General features: G+C 73.5%; 20 protein-coding genes. 11 read left to right on the top strand and 9 right to left on the bottom strand.

What is annotated here, in order from left to right:
• The first annotated feature begins 351 nt into the window (after window positions 1–351).
• Window positions 352–1,044, top strand: coding sequence for a DUF402 domain-containing protein (locus BX266_RS00090; RefSeq protein WP_180290319.1), 693 nt, complete (start codon window positions 352–354; stop codon window positions 1,042–1,044).
• A 323-nt stretch (window positions 1,045–1,367) separates the two neighbouring features.
• On the opposite strand, the gene BX266_RS00085 is transcribed toward BX266_RS00090, so the two are convergent.
• From BX266_RS00085 to BX266_RS00075, 3 genes are all read right to left on the bottom strand, one after another.
• Window positions 1,368–1,607 carry a VOC family protein gene (locus tag BX266_RS00085; protein WP_259464453.1) on the bottom strand — a complete coding sequence of 80 codons (240 nt, stop codon included), beginning with the start codon at window positions 1,605–1,607 and terminating at the stop codon, window positions 1,368–1,370.
• Window positions 1,608–1,752: 145 nt separating this feature from the next.
• Window positions 1,753–2,541 carry a DUF6461 domain-containing protein gene (locus BX266_RS00080; RefSeq protein ID WP_259464452.1) on the bottom strand — a complete coding sequence of 263 codons (789 nt, stop codon included), beginning with the start codon at window positions 2,539–2,541 and terminating at the stop codon, window positions 1,753–1,755.
• A complete protein-coding gene (locus BX266_RS00075) occupies window positions 2,429–3,157 on the bottom strand; it encodes a hypothetical protein (protein ID WP_099896894.1) in 729 nt (242 codons plus the stop codon). Before BX266_RS00075 ends, BX266_RS00080 begins: the two co-directional genes overlap by 113 nt.
• A gap of 277 nt (window positions 3,158–3,434) precedes the next feature.
• On the opposite strand from BX266_RS00075, the gene BX266_RS00070 reads away from it, so the two are divergent.
• The 7 genes from BX266_RS00070 to BX266_RS00040 all read left to right on the top strand — a co-directional run bounded on the left by BX266_RS00070 (window position 3,435) and on the right by BX266_RS00040 (window position 10,667).
• Window positions 3,435–3,770: a helix-turn-helix domain-containing protein gene (locus BX266_RS00070; RefSeq protein WP_099896893.1), complete on the top strand. Its 336-nt coding sequence runs from the start codon at window positions 3,435–3,437 to the stop codon at window positions 3,768–3,770.
• 7 nt (window positions 3,771–3,777) lie between these two features.
• Complete coding sequence (locus tag BX266_RS00065) at window positions 3,778–6,087, top strand: hypothetical protein (RefSeq protein WP_099896892.1); 2,310 nt, start codon at window positions 3,778–3,780, stop codon at window positions 6,085–6,087.
• Window positions 6,084–6,791, top strand: a complete 708-nt coding sequence (locus BX266_RS00060; protein WP_099896891.1) for a helix-turn-helix domain containing protein — start codon at window positions 6,084–6,086, stop codon at window positions 6,789–6,791. Before BX266_RS00065 ends, BX266_RS00060 begins: the two co-directional genes overlap by 4 nt.
• The gene (locus tag BX266_RS00055) at window positions 6,788–7,060 is read left to right on the top strand and encodes a hypothetical protein (RefSeq protein ID WP_099896890.1); all 273 of its coding nucleotides are present in this window, start codon (window positions 6,788–6,790) and stop codon (window positions 7,058–7,060) included. Before BX266_RS00060 ends, BX266_RS00055 begins: the two co-directional genes overlap by 4 nt.
• A 56-nt stretch (window positions 7,061–7,116) precedes the next feature.
• Window positions 7,117–9,486 carry a DEAD/DEAH box helicase gene (locus tag BX266_RS00050; RefSeq protein ID WP_143686818.1) on the top strand — a complete coding sequence of 790 codons (2,370 nt, stop codon included), beginning with the start codon at window positions 7,117–7,119 and terminating at the stop codon, window positions 9,484–9,486.
• Window positions 9,487–9,557: 71 nt separating this feature from the next.
• Window positions 9,558–9,746: a hypothetical protein gene (locus BX266_RS00045; RefSeq protein ID WP_099896888.1), complete on the top strand. Its 189-nt coding sequence runs from the start codon at window positions 9,558–9,560 to the stop codon at window positions 9,744–9,746.
• Between the two features lie 57 nt (window positions 9,747–9,803).
• Window positions 9,804–10,667 carry an endonuclease/exonuclease/phosphatase family protein gene (locus BX266_RS00040; RefSeq protein ID WP_259464451.1) on the top strand — a complete coding sequence of 288 codons (864 nt, stop codon included), beginning with the start codon at window positions 9,804–9,806 and terminating at the stop codon, window positions 10,665–10,667.
• Between the two features lie 61 nt (window positions 10,668–10,728).
• Here the strand turns inward: BX266_RS00040 and BX266_RS40690 are convergent, their stop codons facing one another.
• The 4 genes from BX266_RS40690 to BX266_RS00020 form a co-directional block, all read right to left on the bottom strand.
• Complete coding sequence (locus tag BX266_RS40690) at window positions 10,729–12,015, bottom strand: transglycosylase family protein (protein ID WP_099896887.1); 1,287 nt, start codon at window positions 12,013–12,015, stop codon at window positions 10,729–10,731.
• Window positions 12,016–12,168: 153 nt separating this feature from the next.
• Window positions 12,169–13,722 (bottom strand): CHAP domain-containing protein, encoded by a 1,554-nt coding sequence (locus BX266_RS00030; protein WP_099896886.1) that lies wholly within the window; start codon window positions 13,720–13,722, stop codon window positions 12,169–12,171.
• Between the two features lie 119 nt (window positions 13,723–13,841).
• Entirely contained in the window at window positions 13,842–14,168 is a 327-nt protein-coding gene (locus BX266_RS00025) for a hypothetical protein (protein WP_073818266.1), read from the bottom strand.
• Between the two features lie 6 nt (window positions 14,169–14,174).
• Complete coding sequence (locus BX266_RS00020; protein WP_099896885.1) at window positions 14,175–14,363, bottom strand: hypothetical protein; 189 nt, start codon at window positions 14,361–14,363, stop codon at window positions 14,175–14,177.
• A 398-nt stretch (window positions 14,364–14,761) separates the two neighbouring features.
• On the opposite strand from BX266_RS00020, the gene BX266_RS00015 reads away from it, so the two are divergent.
• Complete coding sequence (locus tag BX266_RS00015; RefSeq protein WP_099896884.1) at window positions 14,762–15,733, top strand: LuxR C-terminal-related transcriptional regulator; 972 nt, start codon at window positions 14,762–14,764, stop codon at window positions 15,731–15,733.
• A 117-nt stretch (window positions 15,734–15,850) separates the two neighbouring features.
• Here the strand turns inward: BX266_RS00015 and BX266_RS00010 are convergent, their stop codons facing one another.
• Together BX266_RS00010 and BX266_RS39500 are read right to left on the bottom strand one after the other, a co-directional pair.
• Window positions 15,851–16,063 carry a hypothetical protein gene (locus BX266_RS00010; RefSeq protein WP_259464450.1) on the bottom strand — a complete coding sequence of 71 codons (213 nt, stop codon included), beginning with the start codon at window positions 16,061–16,063 and terminating at the stop codon, window positions 15,851–15,853.
• A 15-nt stretch (window positions 16,064–16,078) separates the two neighbouring features.
• Window positions 16,079–16,429 carry a hypothetical protein gene (locus BX266_RS39500; RefSeq protein ID WP_259464449.1) on the bottom strand — a complete coding sequence of 117 codons (351 nt, stop codon included), beginning with the start codon at window positions 16,427–16,429 and terminating at the stop codon, window positions 16,079–16,081.
• Between BX266_RS39500 and BX266_RS41055 the strand changes: the two genes are divergently transcribed.
• Complete coding sequence (locus BX266_RS41055; RefSeq protein ID WP_399171190.1) at window positions 16,364–17,296, top strand: replication-relaxation family protein; 933 nt, start codon at window positions 16,364–16,366, stop codon at window positions 17,294–17,296. The genes BX266_RS39500 and BX266_RS41055 overlap by 66 nt on opposite strands.
• Complete coding sequence (locus tag BX266_RS41050) at window positions 17,296–17,775, top strand: hypothetical protein (RefSeq protein WP_180290317.1); 480 nt, start codon at window positions 17,296–17,298, stop codon at window positions 17,773–17,775. The genes BX266_RS41055 and BX266_RS41050 overlap by 1 nt, the downstream gene beginning before the upstream one ends.
• Window positions 17,776–18,810 lie beyond the last annotated feature (1,035 nt).

Raw genomic sequence — 18,810 nt, 5'->3', positions numbered from 1 at the left:
AGGCCTCGTCGCTCGTGTGGGGGAGTGTCATGCCGCCCGTTCGTTCTGGTCGGCAGTTTCCCGTCGATGCCGTGGCGTGTCCGGCTGGTCGGACAGCAGGCAGGTCGGCTCTCTCACCTGTCCGCGGTCCCGGCTTCGTCCCCTTCGCCGGGTGGTGCCTGGTCGACGGGTCACGGGTTCGCGGGGGCTGGGTGTCTGTGAGCGCTCCCGGAGGAACCGTGATGATCTCGTCGTCCGGGGCCCAGCTACCCCGCTGCCGACGTGTGCTGAAACGGCGCGGTGGCGATGGCCTGATCCTGTGTCACACCTTCGAGCGGAGTTCTCGTCGTGCCGGGCGGGAACACCCCGGTCGTGACGAACACCGAGCAGAGCACCCGGTTCCGGCCCGGGACCACTGTGGTGCGCCGCGACGTTCACGGCGGGCGGGTGTGGACGGCGAAGCCGCTGCGGGTGGTGGCCGACACCGGTAACGTGCTGACCCTGGCCTGCTGGCCGGGGATCGAGGGCCTGGCCCCGACGACCTGGATCGAGGCCCTGCGCACCGGCGACGACGCGGTCCGCGAGCAGGGCCTGGAGCACCTCGCGGCCGGCACCTGGGCGCTCGGCCCCCACCGCTGGGAGCGCACCGCGGTCCTGTCGCACTACCTGGCGGGGGAGTGGTTCTCCCTCCACTGCTTCCAGGACGCGGCCACCGCCGAGCCGATCAGCTGGTACGTCAACTTCGAACTCCCGTACCGCCGCCGCCCGGGCGGGATCGACACGATGGACCTCGCCCTCGACCTGGTCGCCGCCCCCGACCTGTCCGTCCGCCACTGGAAGGACCGCGACGAGTACGGCCGGCTGCGCCGTCTCGGGGTGGTCGACGACTTCCTCGACGGTCAGGTGCACCGGGCCTGCGACCGCGCGATTCGCATGCTCGACGACCGGGCGGGGCCGTTCGCCGCGGGCTGGCCGGGCTGGGCGCCCGACGCGGCGTGGCCTCTGCCGCTGCTGCCGGACGGCGCCGACCAAGAGGCCGAGCCGCTGACTTCCTACCGGCTGTAGCTGAGGAGGTCGCCTGCCCGAACCCCGGGAGCGGCCGTTTTCACCCTTGTTGCCTGCCACCTCGACCTCGACCTCAACCTCAACCCCAGGCTCGAGCACCCCCGCCGGTGCCCGGGCGGCGAGGTGGTGCTGCTCGACGTGGAGTGGGCGCCCCGACGTCACTGGGCTGGTCGACCTGGTCACCCTGTCCGCTGTCCTGCGCCGGGCCGGCCACGGCGTGGGCCACGACCGGGTGCGGGGCCGTAACTCGACGCTGCCGCGGCGGTCGCGGCGGTCGCTGGATGGCCGCCTCGTGGAGGCCCGCTCTGCGCGAGTCCGTCGTGCTACGGGCCTTCGATGCCGACGGTGGTGCCGAACGGGGCGCGCAGCTGGGCGATTCGGCGGCTCGGCTCGGTGGTCGGCGGGCCGCGGTGGTGCTCGCATCCGGCGGCCAGAAGCCGCTCCCGGACCGCGTCCAGGTCGTCCACGCCCCGGTACACGACGGGCTTCCGCCCCGGGGGGTCGCGTTCGTCGTCGACCGGATGGTAGCCGCCCTCGACCCCGCCGATCTCCAAGACATGCACAGCAGACCGGCACCGAGTCCTACCGTTGCCTGGCCATTCAGGAATCCCTCTTCCCTGCCGTGAACTGACGCGCCCCCAGCACGGTGGGGCCGGGTCTGCCGGTCCGGCTTCGGCGCCGATCGGGAGAGGGAGCGGAGTTTGGCGTTCACGGGATGTCCCAGGCGGGTGTGTTCATGAGGATTTCGGAGCAGGGGATCTCCGCGGTTCTCAGCGGCCGGCTGAACCACGACGGTTCGATGGTCGCGCCCATCACCCGCTCGGCCAGGAGGTACAGCTTCGGACCCCAGAACTCGGTCGGGTCCTCGACATCGATCAGGCCGGTGCACCAGGCAGGATTCCAACGGGCGTCGCCCTCTCGCAGCGGCATGACAGGTCCCCGGGGTTCCTCGTGGACGACGAGCTCGCCGGCGACGGCGTAGTGCACGAAGTCGTCGCCGTTGATGCCGAGCGAGAGTCCGAAGCATCTGCCCCCGCGGGACAGGTCACGCGCAACACCGGGCACCGCTCCGGTCGAGCCGACGACCTCCAGGGCGAAGACCGCCTCGCCCACGGTGCCGACACCCAGGTGGCCTCGGTGGTCTGGACAGCCCGGTTGAAGTCGGTAGATCTCGTCAGCCACCAGAAGGCGCGCGTTCCCGGGGTCGCCTCCGAACCGGCGGATCACCTCGTCTTCGGCAACACCCTCGACAAGGGTGAGGACCGGGTGGAGCCCTTCCTCTTCAACGATCCAGTCGAACCGGTCGTCATGATTGTCCGTCGCGCATGCATACCAGGGCCTCCGGACATCGAGGCGGGCCCCGGCCGTTCGCGGGGTTGGGTGTCTATGAGCACTCCCAGAAGAAGCGGCCTTCGCGGTGGTCGGGGCTGACGAAGCCGTAGCCGTAGCCGTATCCGAAGTTGAGGAAGTACGGATCCCCGTCGTCGGGTGCGTCACTGATCTTGAAGAGGAACTGCCACGGAGCCTCGACTCGCGCGAAGAGGTTGGGGTAGCAGGCGGCGCCGCCCATGTAGTCGTGGAGGTCCTCTCCATCGGGCGGCCCGACGGCCGGCCCCTCGCCTCGCAGGCTTCGCTCGAACGCCGCCCGGTCGTTGATCGAGCGGTCGATCTCGGGTGCTACCGGCTGCAGGTCGACATGCCACTCGACCGGGATCTCGGATTCGTCCGGACCCCAGCGCCACAGCGTCCGCCCCCGGGTGCCCGGTGGCCCGATGACGGCGAAGGGCGGGATGCGGCCGTCGGGCTGCACGAGCAGGACCGCGTCGCCGGCCTCCGGGTCGGTTCCTCCCATGATCCGGTCTTCCTCGTCGACGAAGAGGTAGGCCATGCGGAGTGCGTCTCCGGGGACCGGGAACTGACCGATGAACACCAGCGGGCTGCCGGTGGACGGATCCACCGGCCATGCAGGCCCGTCCAGCCACACGGGTTGGCCGCCGAGCTTGGCTACCGGTTCGGATATCGGCTGCTCGGCTGCCCTGAGGGTCATCCGCTGCCGCGGGAGGAAGGCGGCACTGTAGGGCCCGTCTGCCTGGCCGGTGGGACGCGTGATCATGCGCGGACCCTACGGCATCCCACCGATCAGCGTTGCCGTCGCGGCGAACGCCCCCGGGACCCCCAGCGATCAAGATCAATTGACAGCAACCCATGGCCCGTCAAGATCGTCCGGCAAATGGTCAAGATCATTTGAGGCGGGACGGCCGGGCGGAGGCCGGCAACAGGCCGCTCAGGGAGCGCCCGCCCCACGCGAGGTCACATTGAGGCGCATGTGCGACTAGATATGTGCGGTTAATGTGGCGAATTGTGCTATCTTTCTCGTGTGGAGGTGTGTGATGAGTGAGCTCTATGCGGCGGTGGACGCGTTGTTGGCGAAGGCCCGGGACGGTGGGGATCTGCCGGAGCCCGTGGAGCGGGAGCGGCTGCGCAAGGCCGCCGGTCTGACCCAGGTCGAGGTGGCCGCCGCCCTGGAGACCCGGCGGGAGACGTTCGCGAAGTGGGAGAGCGGGGCCGCGCAGCCCAGGTCCCCGAAGCGTGGCGCGTACGCGTTCCTGCTGGCGGGTCTGGCCGACATTCACGGCACCCAGGGCCCCGACGGCTGGCTGACCCTGGCCCGCAAGGCCCGCCCCCTCGGCACCGGCTCCACCACCGAGACCGCGGAAGGGGAGTGAGGATCTGATGGATCGCAAGACGTACACAGCCGAGCTCGCCGGCCTGCGCGAGCTGCGCACCGCGATCACGGCCGCCGAGAAGACGGTGGCGGCCGCGCAGAAGGAGTTGGACAAGCTCGCCGCCCAGCGTGCGCGGACGGTGGCGGGGCTCGCGGGGTACGAGGGCGCCCAGGCGCCGGCCGTCGCGAAGGCGTCCGGGTTGTCGGTCGGCGAGGTGGTGCGGATCGCGCCGCTGCTGGATCCGACCCCGGCTGCCGTCCGGGCCGCGAGGACCGACGACCACGCCGCCGCCCCGAGCGTGCCCGCGCCGGCGCCCGCGCCCGGCCAGGTGGCCAAGGCCGAGCCCGTCGCCGAGCCCGCGGGCGCGGTCGCTCCGGCGCCGACCCGCCCCGCCATCGTCGTCGAGCGTCCGACCTCGGTAACCCCGGTGACCCGGGCGCCGATCAGGTCCGCTGCCGACCTCGAGGATCCGGCTGTCGTCGGACCGCCCACCGCCGCGCCTGCCAGTACGGCTGACGGGGAGACAGAACCCGGCGTACAGGCCGTCGCGGCTCCCGCGACCGCCCCGGTCCCGGGGGCCGCCGAGCAGCACGCAGGCGCGCCGGTCGGTCCGCGTGAGCTGCCGACCCTGCCGGAGGGGCCGGCGGGTGTGCGGTTCGAGGCGGTGACGACCGGGCTGGTGTCGAAGCGGCCGAACTTCGTCCAGCAGGCCCGCAGCACGGTGTTCCTGGACGCCGCGACCGGCGACCTGGCGGTGCGCGACCGCGTGGCGCGCCTGGACCTCGGCGCCCGCACGCCGGGGGAGATCCTGGACGCCGTCCTTGCGGCCGCGCCCGGCACCGAGCGCATCTACGTCACCGCCGGCGCCCCGTGGCACGACGGCGCCGAGCGCTACTCCACACTCAAGGACGCCGTCGCGGCCTGGCTCAACACCCCCTCCGAGCGGTGGACCACCGCCGTCGGGTCGGGCCGGGACAAGCTGGCCGGGCACTTCGTCCACCAGCGCCAGCCGGTGGGCCGCTACGCCCCCGCGAGCTCCCCGGACGGGCCGGTCACGGAGATCCGCTCGATGGGGGAGTGGTTCGATGCGGACGGCGCCGATGTGGTGACGTGCCGTCAGGCGTTCACCCTGTTGTGGCAGGCGCTGCGCCGGCACTGGGACGACGCCGTGTTGATGGGCTCGCCGTCGCAGACCGGCCGGGACCTGTGGACCCGGACCATCCCGACGAAGGGGAAGTGGGCCGGGGGCTACCCGGTCCTGTCGGAGGAACTGCGCGCTCTGCTGCACGCGACCGGCGGTCAGGGCCGTACCGAGTTGGTCCTGCCGCCCCGGGTGCCGGAGCAGTTGCCGGCGCTGGTGGAGTACGACCGGACCTTCGCCTACGCCAAGCACCTGTGGAAGTCCCCGGTCGGTGTGCCGCGGCGGATCACCGCGGCCGGATTCGCGGCGATGACGGAGGCCGAGCAGACCAAGGCCCTGATGTCCTGCTCGCACTGGAACGTGCGCGTGACGGTCCCGGCGGGCTGGAACCACGTCGGCCTGCTGCCCGCGCCGGTGACCGGTGACCGCGCGTGGGTCTACCCCTCGGAGCCCGGCGCCACGTTCACGACGTGGGCGGGCGGCGCGGAGGTCCACCTCGCGCTGTCCAACCACCTGATGCCGTGGAAGGTCGAGATCCTGGGCGGCCTGCTGTTCGAGGACGGCAAGCCGCTGGACGAGTGGGGCAAGCGCCTCAAAGCCGCCTGGGCGGACCTGACCAACCTCTCGAAGCTGCACGGCGACGAGCGCCAGCGCCAGGCGGCCTACCTCGCCTCCCGGGCGGTCCGCAGCGTGCTGCTGTTCGGCCTGGGCGGCTTCGCCCAGCGCCCGCGCCTGGTCTCCGGCACCACCCCGGTCGGCGAGGCGCTCCCGGCGGGGGTGGAGATCCTCGGCCAGGACAACGAGGTGGTCACCTGGCAGCGGCAGGCCGGGTTCTCCCGCGACCCGAACGCGCACCCCGAGTGGGCCGCCTACGTGTGGTCGGGGGCCCGCGCGGCGCTGCTGGACATGAAGTACCGCGACGGCAAGGGGATCGTCGGCGTCGCCGGCGCCCTGCACGCCAGGCCTGGCACGGTCGTGTACTTCGGCACGGACGGCATCGCCCTGACCGAGCGCCAGCCGTGGCCCTACCGGGGCGAGCCCGGCGACTACCTGCTCAAGGGCCACCTCACCGGGCCCGTCGAGCACCCGACCAGCCAGGAGCAGTACCTGCAGCTGCGTGCCCAGGGCCGCGCCGAACTCGCCGCCGAGCAGGCGGCCGGAGGTGAGCAGCGGTGAGCCCGGCCGACCCGGGCAACCCGAACGAGGCCGCGCGCCTGACCCAGGAGCTGATCGACCAGGGCTACACCAAGCGCCAGGTCGCCAAGATGCTCGGCCGCGACGCGAGCCTGGTCTCGCAGTTCTTCACCAAGGGCAAGGGCGCGTCCATGGTGGGCGCGCTGCGCCAGCTGGTCCGCGCGGTGCGCGGTGGCCAGCGGGACGAGGAGGCGCTGTCCGCCGTCGCGGGGGCGAACACCCAGCGGCGCACCACCAAGGGCGGTCAGAAAGCCCGGGTGCGGGGCAAGGACACCATCGGCACCCCGGGCGGATCCATGGCCGGCCGCGCCGGCAAGCAGGCCATCCGCTCCGGTGCCGCGCACCTCGCCCCGGTCGTCCACGCCACCGGCCGGGCCGGCGGGAAGCTCGCCTTCACCGTGCGGATGAAGGCCGACCAGTACATCTACAGCGCGGGCTCGGAGAAGGACTCGGGCGGAGTACGCCGCGGCTTCGTCCCGCGCTCCGACGGCACCGAGGAGCGCACCTACGGCTCCGCCTCCTCCGGCGGCTTCGACGCCGCCGAGTGGTCCCGGCGCGTCGCCGAGCACCACGGCGACGTCACCGAGGCCATGCAGGCCTGGCTGGTGGAGACCGGCCGGGCGGTGGAGGACGCCGACATCGCCTACCTGGAAGTCCGCGGCTGGGTGCCGGGGGAGAGTACGTGAACCAGCAGCATCCCGAGCGAGCGCAGCAGCCTGGCTGGTTCACCGGCCCCGAGGCGGGGCTGCCCCTACTCGCCCGCGCCGCAGCCGCATCCGCGGTGACCCTGGACCCGGTCTTCCCGCCCGGGGAGGAGGAGGCCCAGCAACTGGTCGACGCCCTCGCCGACATCCTTGTCGCCGAGGGCTTCGACACCGAGTGGAGGACCAACACGTCCGGCGATCTGATCGAGAGCCTGATCGACGCCCTTCACCGCTACGCCTACCCCGACTGACCCAGCCGGCCCTCCACCGCAGTCCGCCCTGCAGAGAAGAAGGAGAACACCGCGCCGTGGACACCACGACCACCACCGCCGTCACTGCCGCCGTCGAGGACGTCCCGGCCGCTCTGCGCGGCCCGGCTTCGCTGCCCGCCCAGGCCGAGCCGGCCGCCGCGGTGGTGAACCCGCTGCCGCTGCACTGGTTCCAGAAGGACGCGGTCGCGGCGGCGGTGAAGGCGGTGAAGAACGGCGGCCGGGCCACCGTCGTCGCCGCGACCGGCTCCGGCAAGACGCTGATCGCCGCGGGCTGCGCGCGGCGCCTGGCGGCGCGGGGCCGGGTGCTGGTGCTGGTTCCGACGATCGAGCTGCTGGAGCAGACCGCCGGCGCCTGGTCGCTGAAGGGCGGGCGCCGGGGTCTGGCGGTGGCGGCGTGTTCGCGGGCGGAGGCGCTGGAGAGCGCGGAGGCCGGCGGCCGCGTCCACGCCCAGGTGACCACCCAGGCCGCCCGGATCGCCGACCTGGTCACGAAAGCGAAGCCCGACGCCCCGGTGACCGTCTACGCCACCTACGCCTCCCTCGAGCGCATCACCCAGGCGCACCGCGACTTCGGCCTGCCCGCCTGGGACCTGGTGGTCATCGACGAAGCCCACCGCACCGCCGGCTCCGAAGGCAAGGCCTGGGCCGCAGTCCACCACGACACCGACGTGCCCGCGCTGCGCCGGCTGTACTTCACCGCCACCCCGAAGATCGCCGACGACACCCGCGCGAAGCCGGGCCTCGCGGACCTGACCGCCGACGCCGACAGCCAGGGCGCCGAGCAGCTGCCCGCGCTCTGCTCCATGACGGACACCTCGATCTACGGCGAAACCGTCTACACCTGGACGCTCGGACAGGGCATCGAGCACGGCTACCTCGCCGACTACCGCGTCCTGGTCCCCGTCGTCACCGACGAGGACCTGCGCGACCTCCTCAACCTCCCCGCCGTCGCCGACCTCCGCACCCAGCGCACCAACGAAGAACTCCTGCGCCTGGCCCTGCAGATCGCGGTGCTGCGCGCCGTCGCCGACCTCCAGCTGCGCCGGGTCATCACCTTCCACTCCCGGGTGCACGCGGCCCGGGAGTTCGCCGCGACCATGGCGGCCACCGCCGAACTGCTGCCCTTCGCGGACCGTCCCGAGCGGGTGACCGCCCTCGCGGTCGCCGGCAGTGACAAGCTCAAGGACCGTCGGGCGGCGTTCGCGACGTTCTCCGCCTCCACCGGAAAGCGCCCGGGGGAGGAGGGCGAGGAGTGCTGCATCATCTGCAACTCCCGCCTCCTGAACGAGGGCATCGACGTCGAGGCCGTGGACGCGATCGTCTTCGCGGACCCCAAGAGCTCGGTCATCGACATCGTCCAGGCCGTCGGCCGCGCGCTGCGGCAGGCCTACCGGCAGGGCAAGGTCTCCTGGGTCATCATCCCCGTCTACCTCCCCACCCCCGAGGTCGGCGACGACACCGCCGCGGCCGACCCGGCCGAGATCCAGGATGCGGGCGAGGCGGTGAAGGCGGAGGCCGACGCGGAGATCGAGGCCTCCTCGTTCCGCACGATCTGGCGCGTCCTGCGGGCGCTTGCCGCCCACGACGCCCGCGTCGTCGGCCGGATCACCGAGCTGCGCACCCGCCGGGTGGGCGAGAAGGACGACGTCACCGAGCCGGAGACCGGCGAGGCCGGGGACGCCGAGCAGCCGGCCGCGGAGGAGTCGCCGGTGGAGTGGCTGCGGATCAACGCCCGCCGCCACGCCGTCCAGATCCTGCAGACGGTGAAGCTGCGGGCCTTCAATCCGCGCGCCAGCGAGTGGCAGCGCATGTTCGCCCTGGCCGCCGCCTTCCAGGCGGAGCACCGCCACCTCGACCCCACCGACAAGGCCCGCGACGGCGCTCTGATCTCCTGGCTCGACCGCCAGCGCTACCTGAACGGCGCCGGCCTGCTCGCACCGGTCCGCATCCACGAGCTGGACCAGCTCGGCATGATCTGGGACAAGCACGCCCGCTCCTGGGAGCGCGGCTACGCCCACGCCCGCGCCTGGGCCCAGACGCACGGCCACCTGGCGATCCCGGCCGCCGAGAAGCTCGACGGCCACGCCGTCGGCGCGTGGGTAGGGCGCCAGCGCAAGAACGCGAAGCTGACGGCCGCCCAGGACGCCAAGCTGACCGCGCTGGACGCGATGTGGCGGATCGAGCCGGACTGGAACCGCTCCTACCGCCGCCTGCTCGCCTACCTCACCGCCGGCGGAACCCTCGACGGCCCGGCCAACCGCACCGGCCTCGGCGACGACCCGGCCTTCCGGCCCGGCGCCTGGCTGCGTAAGCAGGCCACGGCCCGCGCCGAGGGCAAGCTGACCGACCACCAGGCCGCGCTCCTGGACGCGCTCCACCGCCACGCTGAGACCGTCACCGGCTGACCCCGTCCCGCACCCATCCCGCCGTGTCGGCTCACCCCGGGCCGGGACGGCCCACTTCCCCAAGGAGACGAGTGACCACCCCCACCACCCAGCCACCCAACGAGCTGTCCGGACAGCCCGGGCCGGGCGGACCCTCCGGACCGGAGCGGCGGACCGGGCACCGGGAGCGGATCGGGCACCGGGTCGCGGCCGTCCACGCCCTGGGCCCGGACCGGCTGCTGGCCGTCACCCGGAACAGTCTGCGGGCCTGGCAGCTCTGACCCCGGTGGCCCGACGGCCCGGTCCTGCGACCGCCGGGGTGCGGTGGCGTCCGGCGGGTGACCGGAACCGTCCCCGCGCCGCTGCGCCTCGTCACCTTCAACGTGCTGCACGGGCGGCGGCCGTCCGTCGACGGGCCGTCGGAGAGGGTCGGCCTGTCTCCGCTGGCGGAGGCGGTCGCCGTGCTGGGCGTGGACGTGCTGGCGCTGCAGGATCTGGACCGGGGGCAGGAGCGCTCCGGCGGGGTGGACCAGGCGCGGGCGCTGGCCGAAGCGGCCGGGGCGCGGCACTGGCGGTACGCCACCGCGTTCCACGCCCGGGCGGCGCCGGGCAGGTCCTGGGTGCGCGACACGGCCGTCCGGGGGCTGCGGGTGCACGGGCCGGACGACCCGACGACCGGCGGGGGCCCGTCGCACGGTGTGGCGCTGTACTCCCGGCTGCCAGTGCTGGGGTGGCACGCCCGCCGGTTCGGCGAGCCGCTGCTGATGGTGCCACTGCCCGCGCCCGGCCGGCCGGGGCTGCGGGTGGTGCGCGACCATCCCCGGGTGGCGCTGGCGGCCGTGCTGCGCGGCCCCGGCGGGCCGTTCACGGCGGTGGCGGTGCACCTGTCCTTCGTCCCGGGCTGGAACGTCCGCCAACTGCTGGCCCTGCGAAGCTGGTTGGCAGGGCTGCCGGGGCCACACCTGCTGCTCGGCGACTTCAACCTGCCGGGGGCGGTGGCCGTCTCGGTGCTCCGGTGCGCCGCGCCGGGGGACGGCTGGCGCGAGTTGCTGCGCGCCCCGACCTTCCCCGCGCACCGGCCGCGGAGCCAGCTCGACCACCTGCTCGCCGCCGGTCTCGGCACGCACACCGCCGCCCCGGTCGGGCTGCCCCGCTTCGCGGTCTCCGACCACCGGCCGTTGGCGGTCGACCTGACGCCGTGACAGCTCCCGTGCGCGCCACGGGGAACCGCCTCGTGGCGCCGCCGCGTCCCGGCCGTCCGGTTCAGCTGTGGGTGGCGAGGACCTGCGAGGAGCCGTCGGCCAGGCCGGTGATGGCGACGTTGACCGCGCCGAAGCCGAGCGAGCCCCAGCCCTGCCAGGACCCGCTCGCAAAGCGGGCGTTGTGGTAGGCGATGCCGTCGTTGCCGACCGCGACCAGCTGGGCGTCACCGTTCGGGGTGCTGGTGATGCCGATGCTGGAGGCGGCGAAGTTCGCCGCGCCGCCGACGCCCGCGACCGGGCCCCAGCCCTGCCAGGAGCCGTTGGCCAGCCGGATCGAGTGGTAGACGTTGCCGTCGTTGCCGACCGCGACCAGCTGCGCGTCACCGTTCGGCATGCCCGTGATCGCCACGTTGCTCGCACCGAACGAAGCGGCCCCACCGAAGCCCGCCACCCCGTTCCAGCCCTGCCAACTTCCGTTGTCGAAACGGATGTTGTGGTAGACCAGCCCGTCGTTGCCGACGATCAGGACCTGCGAGTCGCCGTTGGGCATCGCGGCGATCGAGACCTTTCGGGCGCTCCAGTCGCCGACCTTGCTCCACCCTTGCCAACTTCCGCTCACCAGGCGGGCGTTGAAGTAGATGCCGCCGTCGTTGCCGACCGCCAGCACCTGCGCGTCACCGTTCGGCATGCCCGCGATCGAGAAGGTGCTGGCCGCGAAGTTGGCCGCGCCGCCGACCCCGCCGAGCGGGGCCCAGCCGGTCCACGAGCCGTCCGGGTAGCGGGCCGTGTGGTAGAGGTTGCCGTCGTTGCCGCGGGCGAGGCTCTGGGTCGACCTGTCGGGCGTCGAGGTGATGGCTTCCTGGCCGGCGTTGAACGACGGCGCGCTGCCGTAGCCGATCACGGCGGCGAAGCCGGACCAGGAGCCCCACGGGTCGCGGACCTCGTGGTAGAGGGTGCCGCGCTCGGTGGGCGCGGGGGTGGTGGGGTACGGGTTGGTGTGGTCGCCGACCAGCGGGCCGCCGCAGTGCGGCCAGGCCCCGGCGCCCTGCGGGCCGTTGAGCACCTTCTCGCCGATCAGGATCTGCTGCTGCTTGGTGGCCTGGTGCGGGTAGGCGGCGTACTGGGTGCCGCCGTAGGCGCGCCAGGTCGGCAGGTCGAACTGGAGGCCGCCGTAGAGGCTGTTGCCGGAGTTGATGCTCCAGTTGCCGCTGCTCTCGCACTGGGCGACCTTGTCCCAGTTGGCGACGGAGGCGGCCTGGGCGGTGCTGGCCGCGAGGACGGGGAGGGCGAGGGCGGCGGCCGAGGCGAGGGCGAGGACGGCGGCGGGCTTGCGGCGGGGCGCGGGCACGGTGACGGGCTCCTGGTGGTCGAAGGCTGCGAAGAGGCCCGGCGGGCGGGACGGGCGGTGCGAGCGGGCGGTGCGGCGGAGGCGGGGAGCGGCCCGCCCACCGGACGGGACCGGTGAGCGGGCCGAGCAGGTCGGGCGAGTCGCCCGGTGGGCTCAGCTGTGGGTGGCGAGGACCTGCGAGGAGCCGTCCCCGACCCCGGCGATGGCGACGTTGACCGCGCCGAAGCCGAGCGAGCCCCAGCCCTGCCAGGACCCGCTCGCAAAGCGGGCGTTGTGGTAGGCGATGCCGTCGTTGCCGACCGCGACCAGCTGGGCGTCACCGTTCGGGGTGCTGGTGATGCCGATGCTGGAGGCGGCGAAGTTCGCCGCGCCGCCGACGCCCGCGACCGGGCCCCAGCCCTGCCAGGAGCCGCTGGCCAGCCGGATCGAGTGGTAGATGTTGCCGTCGTTGCCGACCGCGACCAGCTGGGCGTCACCGTTCGGCATGCCGGCCAGCGAGATGCTGTTGGCCGCGAACGAGGCCGCGCCGCCGAAGCCCGCCACGCCGTTCCAGCCCTGCCAGGTGCCGTCGGCGAAGTGGATGTTGTGGTAGACCAGCCCGTCGTTGCCGATGATCAGGATCTGGGCGTCGCCGTTGGGCATCGCGGTGATCGCCACCTTGCGGGCGCCCCAGTCGCCGACCTTGCTCCAGCTCTGCCAGCTGCCGCTCACCAGGCGGGTGGTGAAGTAGATGCCGCCGTCGTTGCCGACCGCCAGGACCTGCGCGTCGCCGTTCGGCATGCCCGCGATCGAGAAGGACTTCGCGGAGAAGTTCGGGGCGCCGGCGTAGCCGGCGAGCGGGGCCCAGCCGGTCCACGAGCCGTTCGCGTAGCGGGCCGTGTGGTACAGGTTGCCGTCGTTGCCGGCCGCCAGGGTCTGGGTCGACTTGTCGGGCGTCGAGGTGATGGCTTCCTGGCTGGCGTTGAACGACGGCGCGCCGGCGTAGCCGTTCACCGCCGCGAAGCCGGACCAGGAGCCCCACGGGTCGCGGGACTCGTGGAACAGGTCGCCGCGCTGGACCGCGGCCTGGCCGCCGACCGGCCGGATGTAGCCTGCCAGGTGCACGTTGACGCCGTTGACCGACCACTCCCTGGAGCCGACGGCTCCGGGCATCCGGGTGTTGCGGGTCACGTAGCCGGGCGAGCTGCCCTGGTTGCCGCCGATCCAGTCGATGGTGCCGTCGGAGTTGACCGCGGAGACGATCGCCACGTGGTCGTAGGTGGTGTAGCCGGTGCTGTAGCCGCTCGGGTGGAAGAAGACCGCGTCGCCGACGTGCGGCGTGCTGCCCAGGGTGCCGTTGTTGTTGCCGTACGTCTGCAGGGAGTTGGCGAGGTCGTTCAGGATGCCGAGGTTCTGCACGCCGTTGCGGGCCCAGACCCAGCCGACGAAGTCGGCGCACCAGGGGTGCGCCTCCTGGCCGCCCGAGCAGCTGTTGGTCTGTCCGGTGCCGGACGCGTAGTAGCCGCGGCCGCCGTTGCCGCAGGCGGCGTTGCCGAGTTGCCCGGCGGCGGTGTTGACGATCGAGTCGCCGGTGGTGGCGGCCTGTGCGGTTCCGGCCGAGAACACCGAGCCGGCGATCACGCCGGAGGCGGCGATCGCGGTGGCGAGGGCGGTCCGGGCGAGCTTGGCGAGCTTGGCGGAGGACGAGGAGGAGGACACAGCGGGCATGGCGAAGCTTCCTGTCTGACGAGTGGTCGGGTGGACGCCCGGTCGGCCGGGTTCGGGCACGGCGGAGCGGCGGGAGGTCCGGGAGAGGGGTATTGCGGGGCGCGGCGGGCGGCGCGGGCTCAGCGCGGGCCGGCCGCGTGGTCCGCGGGCGGGACCGGCGGGAGGTGGCTCCGGCGGAGCAGGGGCGAGGCCCGGTGGGTGCGGGCGATCAACCGGTGGGCCCGCTGCACGGCCGGCTGGCCGTCGGGGGCGGGATCCGGGTCGGGGAGGGTGCGGAGGTAGATCAGGAGGTCGGTGCGGTCGTTCTCGCCGCGGGCGGTGATGTGCTGCAGCCCGTCGGCGGGCAGTGCGTGGGCCCAGAGGGCCGCGAGGATCTCCGCCGTCTCACCGTCCGGCACGGGCTCCGCAGGGTGTCTGCGGTGCAGGCTGGCGTGGACGACGTCCATCGGGGATCAGTCGCCCCAGCCGTAGTTGCCGGCGGGCTGCACGGTCCCGGGGGCGGGGGCCCCGGTCGGCTGGGCCGTGGCGGTCGGCGTCGGCGCCGGGGTCTCGTCGGCCTGGGCGGCGATGGGGAGGGCGGCGAGGGCGGTCAGGGCGAGGGCGGCGACCGCGGCGGCCTGGGCGATGCGGGTGCGGAGCACGGGGTGGACCTCTTCCGGTGTCGGTGGGGCGGGCTGGCTGTGGTCCGGCTCCACGTCCCGCGGTAGACGCTTCGGCCGGCTGCCGCCCGGTCCGTTTCCCTGGCGGCGAGGTAAAGCTTTCCGTGCCGCCGGACCCGGGGGAAGGCATGCCGACTGTCCCCAACCAGACAGTCTGGTTCCGGACACCGGACCCGCTGTCCGCTCCCCGACAGGACCGCCGCCAGGCCGCTCCCCGGAGGGGCCGGAGGGCGCCAAAAATCGAACAGATTTCGCGCGCATATGCCCCGACCAGTCCCGATGGCCCCATTGATCTTTCTTGAAGGAGGAGTGGGGCCCTGAAAGGATTCGCACGCCATCCACTCACGGGGACGGCTGCGCCGGGCGCGGAGGGGGACGGAATGCTGGAGGCACTGGGGGTGTCGGTCGAGGCCGGCACGGTGTACCGGGCGATGCTCGACCACCCGTTGGACGGGGTGGCGGAGCTGGCCGCCCGCAGCGGGCTGAGCGAGTCGCAGGTCCACGACTGCCTCGACGAACTCGGCGCGCTGATGCTGGTCCGGGTGTCCGCCGACCGTCCGGGGCAGCTGCGCGCGGTGGACCCGGAGATCGGCCTGGCCGACGTACTGGCCCGGCACGAGGCCGAACTCGCCGCCCGGCAGGCCCAGTTGGCGGCGTCCCGGGCCGCCGTGACCAGGATGGTCGCGGAGCGGGCCGAGCACCGGCCCGCGCACGGGGAGCGCCTGCTCGGTATGGACTCCATCCGGGCCCGGCTGGAGCTGATGGCCCGGCAGACCGAGCGCGAGGTGCTGACCACCCATCCGCGCGCCCAGCGCCCCGACGACCTGGACGCCAGCCGTCCCTCCGACAGCGCGGCACTGGCCCGCGGCATCACCATGCGGACGCTCTACCAGGACACCACCCGCCGCCAGCCGCACGTCACGGCGTACGCCAACTGGCTGCTCGGGCAGGGCGGCGAGGTCCGCACCGCGCCCGCCGTGCCGCAGCGGGTGATCATCGTGGACCGGGTCCAGGCGCTCGTCCCGATCGACCCGGCGGACAGCCGCAAGGGCGCGCTGCACGTCACCGAGCCAGGCATCATCGGCGCCCTGCTCGATCTGTTCGAGCAGGCCTGGAGCACCGCCGTCCCGCTCGGCGCGGCCCGGCCGGACGACCCGGCGACCGGGCTCACCCCGACCGAGCGCGAGCTGCTGCGCCTGCTCGGCGGCGGCCTCACCGACGAGGCGGCCGGGCAGCGGCTGGGCATCTCCTCGCGCACCATCGGCCGCCACATGGCCTCGATCATGGAACGGCTGGACGCCAGCAGCCGTTTCGAGGCTGGCATCAAGGCCGCCCACCGGGGCTGGCTCTGACGGGGTGTCACGGAAGAACGCCCGGCCACCGGGGAGGGTGGCCGGGCGTTCTCGTCCGGGTGGCCGGACGTCCGGACGTCCGGACGTCCGGGCGTCCGGACGTCCGGGCGTCCGGGGTCAGCGCAGCGGTGCGGGCGCGGTGGTGGCGCGGATCACCAGTTCGGGGTCGAAGAGGAGTTCGCCGGTGGGGGTGTCGCGGTTGCCGACCGGGGCGAGGACGCTGCGGCCGACCTCCAGGGCGAGGCAGTCGGTGGGCCGGCGGGCGGTGGTCAGCGGCGGCGGGGCTGGAAGCAGGGGTGGTTGGAGGGGACGCGGCGCGCGGGCCGACAACGGGCTTGGCGGCTGTCAGGAGCGCCGGATATCCCTCGAAGGCAACGCCCCGACCACGGCCACCAGGAGACGTCCGTGAGCACCTGCCAGAGCCCCGCCGAGCCCGACGACAACGACGGCCAGCCCGACGACTACGACGACCGGGCCGACGTCGTCGAGGCGGCCGGTCCGTCCCGGCCGGGACGGACCGCGTTCCGGCGCGGCGCCGCCAACCCGAACGGCTCGACCACCGCGCTGCGCTCGGACGTCCTTGGCGCGCTCGGCGTTCTCAAGGTCGCCACCGCCGACCAGCTCCAGCGCCTGCTGCGCCCCGGTGCGGCGTCGAACAAGGCGGTCCGGCAGGCGCTGGGCGACCTCGCGCTGCACGGCCTGGTCGCCTCCGACGGCAACACCAAGCACCGGCACAAGACGTGGCGGCTGGAGGGCGCGGCCGGTCTGGACGCGGCCGCCGCCGTGCTCGGCATGGTCCGCTCGGAGATGGGCGGCACGGCCCGGGGCGCAGGCCGTACTGGCGCCCAGCACGCGATGGCCGTCAACGAGACGATCGCCGCGTTCGTCCTCGGCGGCACCGCCCCCGGGGCCGCGGGCGGGGTCGGCACGGTGCGGTCCTGGTCGACCGAGACCGAGTTCCTGCTGCCGGGCGGCCGGCGAAAGGTGCGCCCGGACGGCGTGTGGCAGGCCCCGGAGATCGGGGTGCCGGTGCTGATGGTCGAGGTCGACCGCTCCACCATGGCCCCGGCCGACGTCGCCGCGAAGTTCCCCGCTACCGCGAGCTGGTCCGCACCAAGGTCCGCGACAACGACCCGGCCCGCTCCCACCACGAGTCGGCCGACCGCACGGTGCACTGGTGGCGCCGCACCTGGCCCGGCCACACCCGGCCCGGGTACCCGCCCGTCGCCCTGGTCGTCACCGACGCCGGACCCGTCGCCCTGGCAGGCCGGCAGCAGGCGGTGGCGGACCTATCCGCCGACTGCTGGCGCGGCCAGTGGTGCAGGGCGGTCCGCGACTACAACGACGACGGCTGGCGCGAGTACGACGACGCCCTGCCCATCATCGCGACCACCCTGGAACTGCTGGCCGACCACGGCCCGATGGGGCCGGTCTGGTGGCGCTTCGGCCGCCGGGGCCGGCCCTCCCTCACCGAGGCGCTGGAGAACCCGAACGACCGGGCCGCGTACGACCTGCGCCAAGCCGCCCGCCAGGCCGAGGAGCACAAGGCCCACCAGGAGCTGATGGACTACCTGGTCTGCATCGACTGCGGCGAGATTCCCGAGGAGGAGAGCACCTGGGTGTACGGCAGCTGGGAGGCCGAAGAACAACTGGAGGCTGCCCGCACGGCCAACGCCGCGCTGCGCCCGTGCTGGACGTGCCGGGGCTCCATCGGTGAGAAGGAGGGCTCGAAGCTGGAGCTGCGCCAGGAGGCCCGACCGGACCGGCTGGAGTGCCCCGACTGCGAACAGGCCCGCGCCGTACAGGACTTGGGCCCGCTGATGCTGCCGGTCCCGTCCAGGCGCGAGCTGGTGGCCGCGCTGGTCTCCGTTCCGGATGAACTGTGGTGGGAGGTGCGGGTGCTGCACGCGAGGCTCTACCCGGCGACGAGTCGCGGTGGTGTGACCTCGCCGCGTTTGGTGGCCGCTTTTGCCTTCTGGTGGACCAATCCGGGCGGGCGGCCGGGCGTCGTCCGGCGGTGGGGCGGCGTCCGGGGCGGGTGATTTTGGTGACGTTGGGTGGTTGGTTACCTCGGCCGGGCGGGGCAGCGCCGGGCCGGGCGGGCGGTTCAGGGGTCGGGGCTGCTTCGGGGTGCTCCCGTGAATTGACGGCCCGTCGGAGATGCCGCCGGTTTCCGTACCGGATTTGCCTTGTCGATTCACCCTGAATTACCGCCCGGTCGGGGCTGTTCCGGCGGGTCGTGAATTCACGGGGCGGGTTCGCCGGTGGATTCCGGCGGTGGCCGGGCTGCTCCCCGCCGCCGGGAGCGGTCCGCCGATCGCCGGCCCCGGGCCGCGCCCTGGCCGCCGTTCCCGGCCCGGTACGGCTGCGCCTGGTTGTCGTGTTGCCTCCCGGCGGCGGGCTGCCCTGGCCGTCGTTCCGGGTCCGGCTGGCTGTGCCGGGGCCGGTCGTTGCCCGGCTGTGGGGTTCGGGTAGCTTGCGGCGCGTGACCAAGGATCCTTCCTCGCCGTCCCCGCTCAGGCAGTTGGCGGCCTATGTCGGCTTCGTTCATGCTCCTGGCGGGGAGCCCCTTACCGGCGGCCCCAGGAGCTCCCGCTTCGGGAACGTCTCTCCGCGTCTCGATCAGGAGATCGAGGATCTGCGCAGCCGGATCGCTGTGCTCGAAGAGCTTGTCCGGGGCAGGCTTCTCCGCCTCGGGCCGAGGAGGACTGAGCCGTCGGGATCGCGTGGCACCTACGGGTGAGGACCACCCGTAGGAGGTCAGCGTTCTGCGGCCCCGGGCCGTTCGTGGTTCCGGCCCGTTGCGCCTGTTCGTCGGGCCCTGTCCCGGGGGCAGGCGTCCCGGCCTGCCAGGAGCAGCGGGCCCCGGCCCCGGGCCGTCCTTGCTCGGGCCCGCTGCCGGGCGGGGCGCCCCTGTCGCGGGGGGTGTCGCGTTGGGGGTGCTGTGGCGGTGTGTGACGTGCGTGGGAGGGCCGGATCCCCGTGTGTGGGCGGGCCGCGACAGCCATCGCGACAGGGACCGTGCTGCTCGGTCGCAGTGCTCTGCGGGCGGGGCTGTCGTTGTCGTAGCCGGTCAG

Source organism: Streptomyces sp. TLI_171 (genome assembly GCF_003610255.1).
In the GTDB taxonomy this organism is placed as follows: Bacteria; Actinomycetota; Actinomycetes; order Streptomycetales; family Streptomycetaceae; genus Kitasatospora.
The sequence above is the reverse complement of the archived record's forward strand: the minus strand, read 5'-3'. Positions and strand labels throughout refer to the sequence as shown.

What these genes read in the sequence shown, in the direction of transcription:
- BX266_RS00075 (WP_099896894.1), bottom strand. Translation starts at nt 3,157, where the DNA reads ATGATCACGCGTCCCACCGGCCAGGCAGACGGGCCCTACAGTGCCGCC.
- BX266_RS00030 (WP_099896886.1), bottom strand. Translation starts at nt 13,722, where the DNA reads ATGCCCGCTGTGTCCTCCTCCTCGTCCTCCGCCAAGCTCGCCAAGCTC.
- BX266_RS00070 (WP_099896893.1), top strand. Translation starts at nt 3,435, where the DNA reads ATGAGTGAGCTCTATGCGGCGGTGGACGCGTTGTTGGCGAAGGCCCGG.
- BX266_RS00065 (WP_099896892.1), top strand. Translation starts at nt 3,778, where the DNA reads ATGGATCGCAAGACGTACACAGCCGAGCTCGCCGGCCTGCGCGAGCTG.
- BX266_RS41050 (WP_180290317.1), top strand. Translation starts at nt 17,296, where the DNA reads ATGGACTACCTGGTCTGCATCGACTGCGGCGAGATTCCCGAGGAGGAG.
- BX266_RS00025 (WP_073818266.1), bottom strand. Translation starts at nt 14,168, where the DNA reads ATGGACGTCGTCCACGCCAGCCTGCACCGCAGACACCCTGCGGAGCCC.
- BX266_RS00015 (WP_099896884.1), top strand. Translation starts at nt 14,762, where the DNA reads ATGCTGGAGGCACTGGGGGTGTCGGTCGAGGCCGGCACGGTGTACCGG.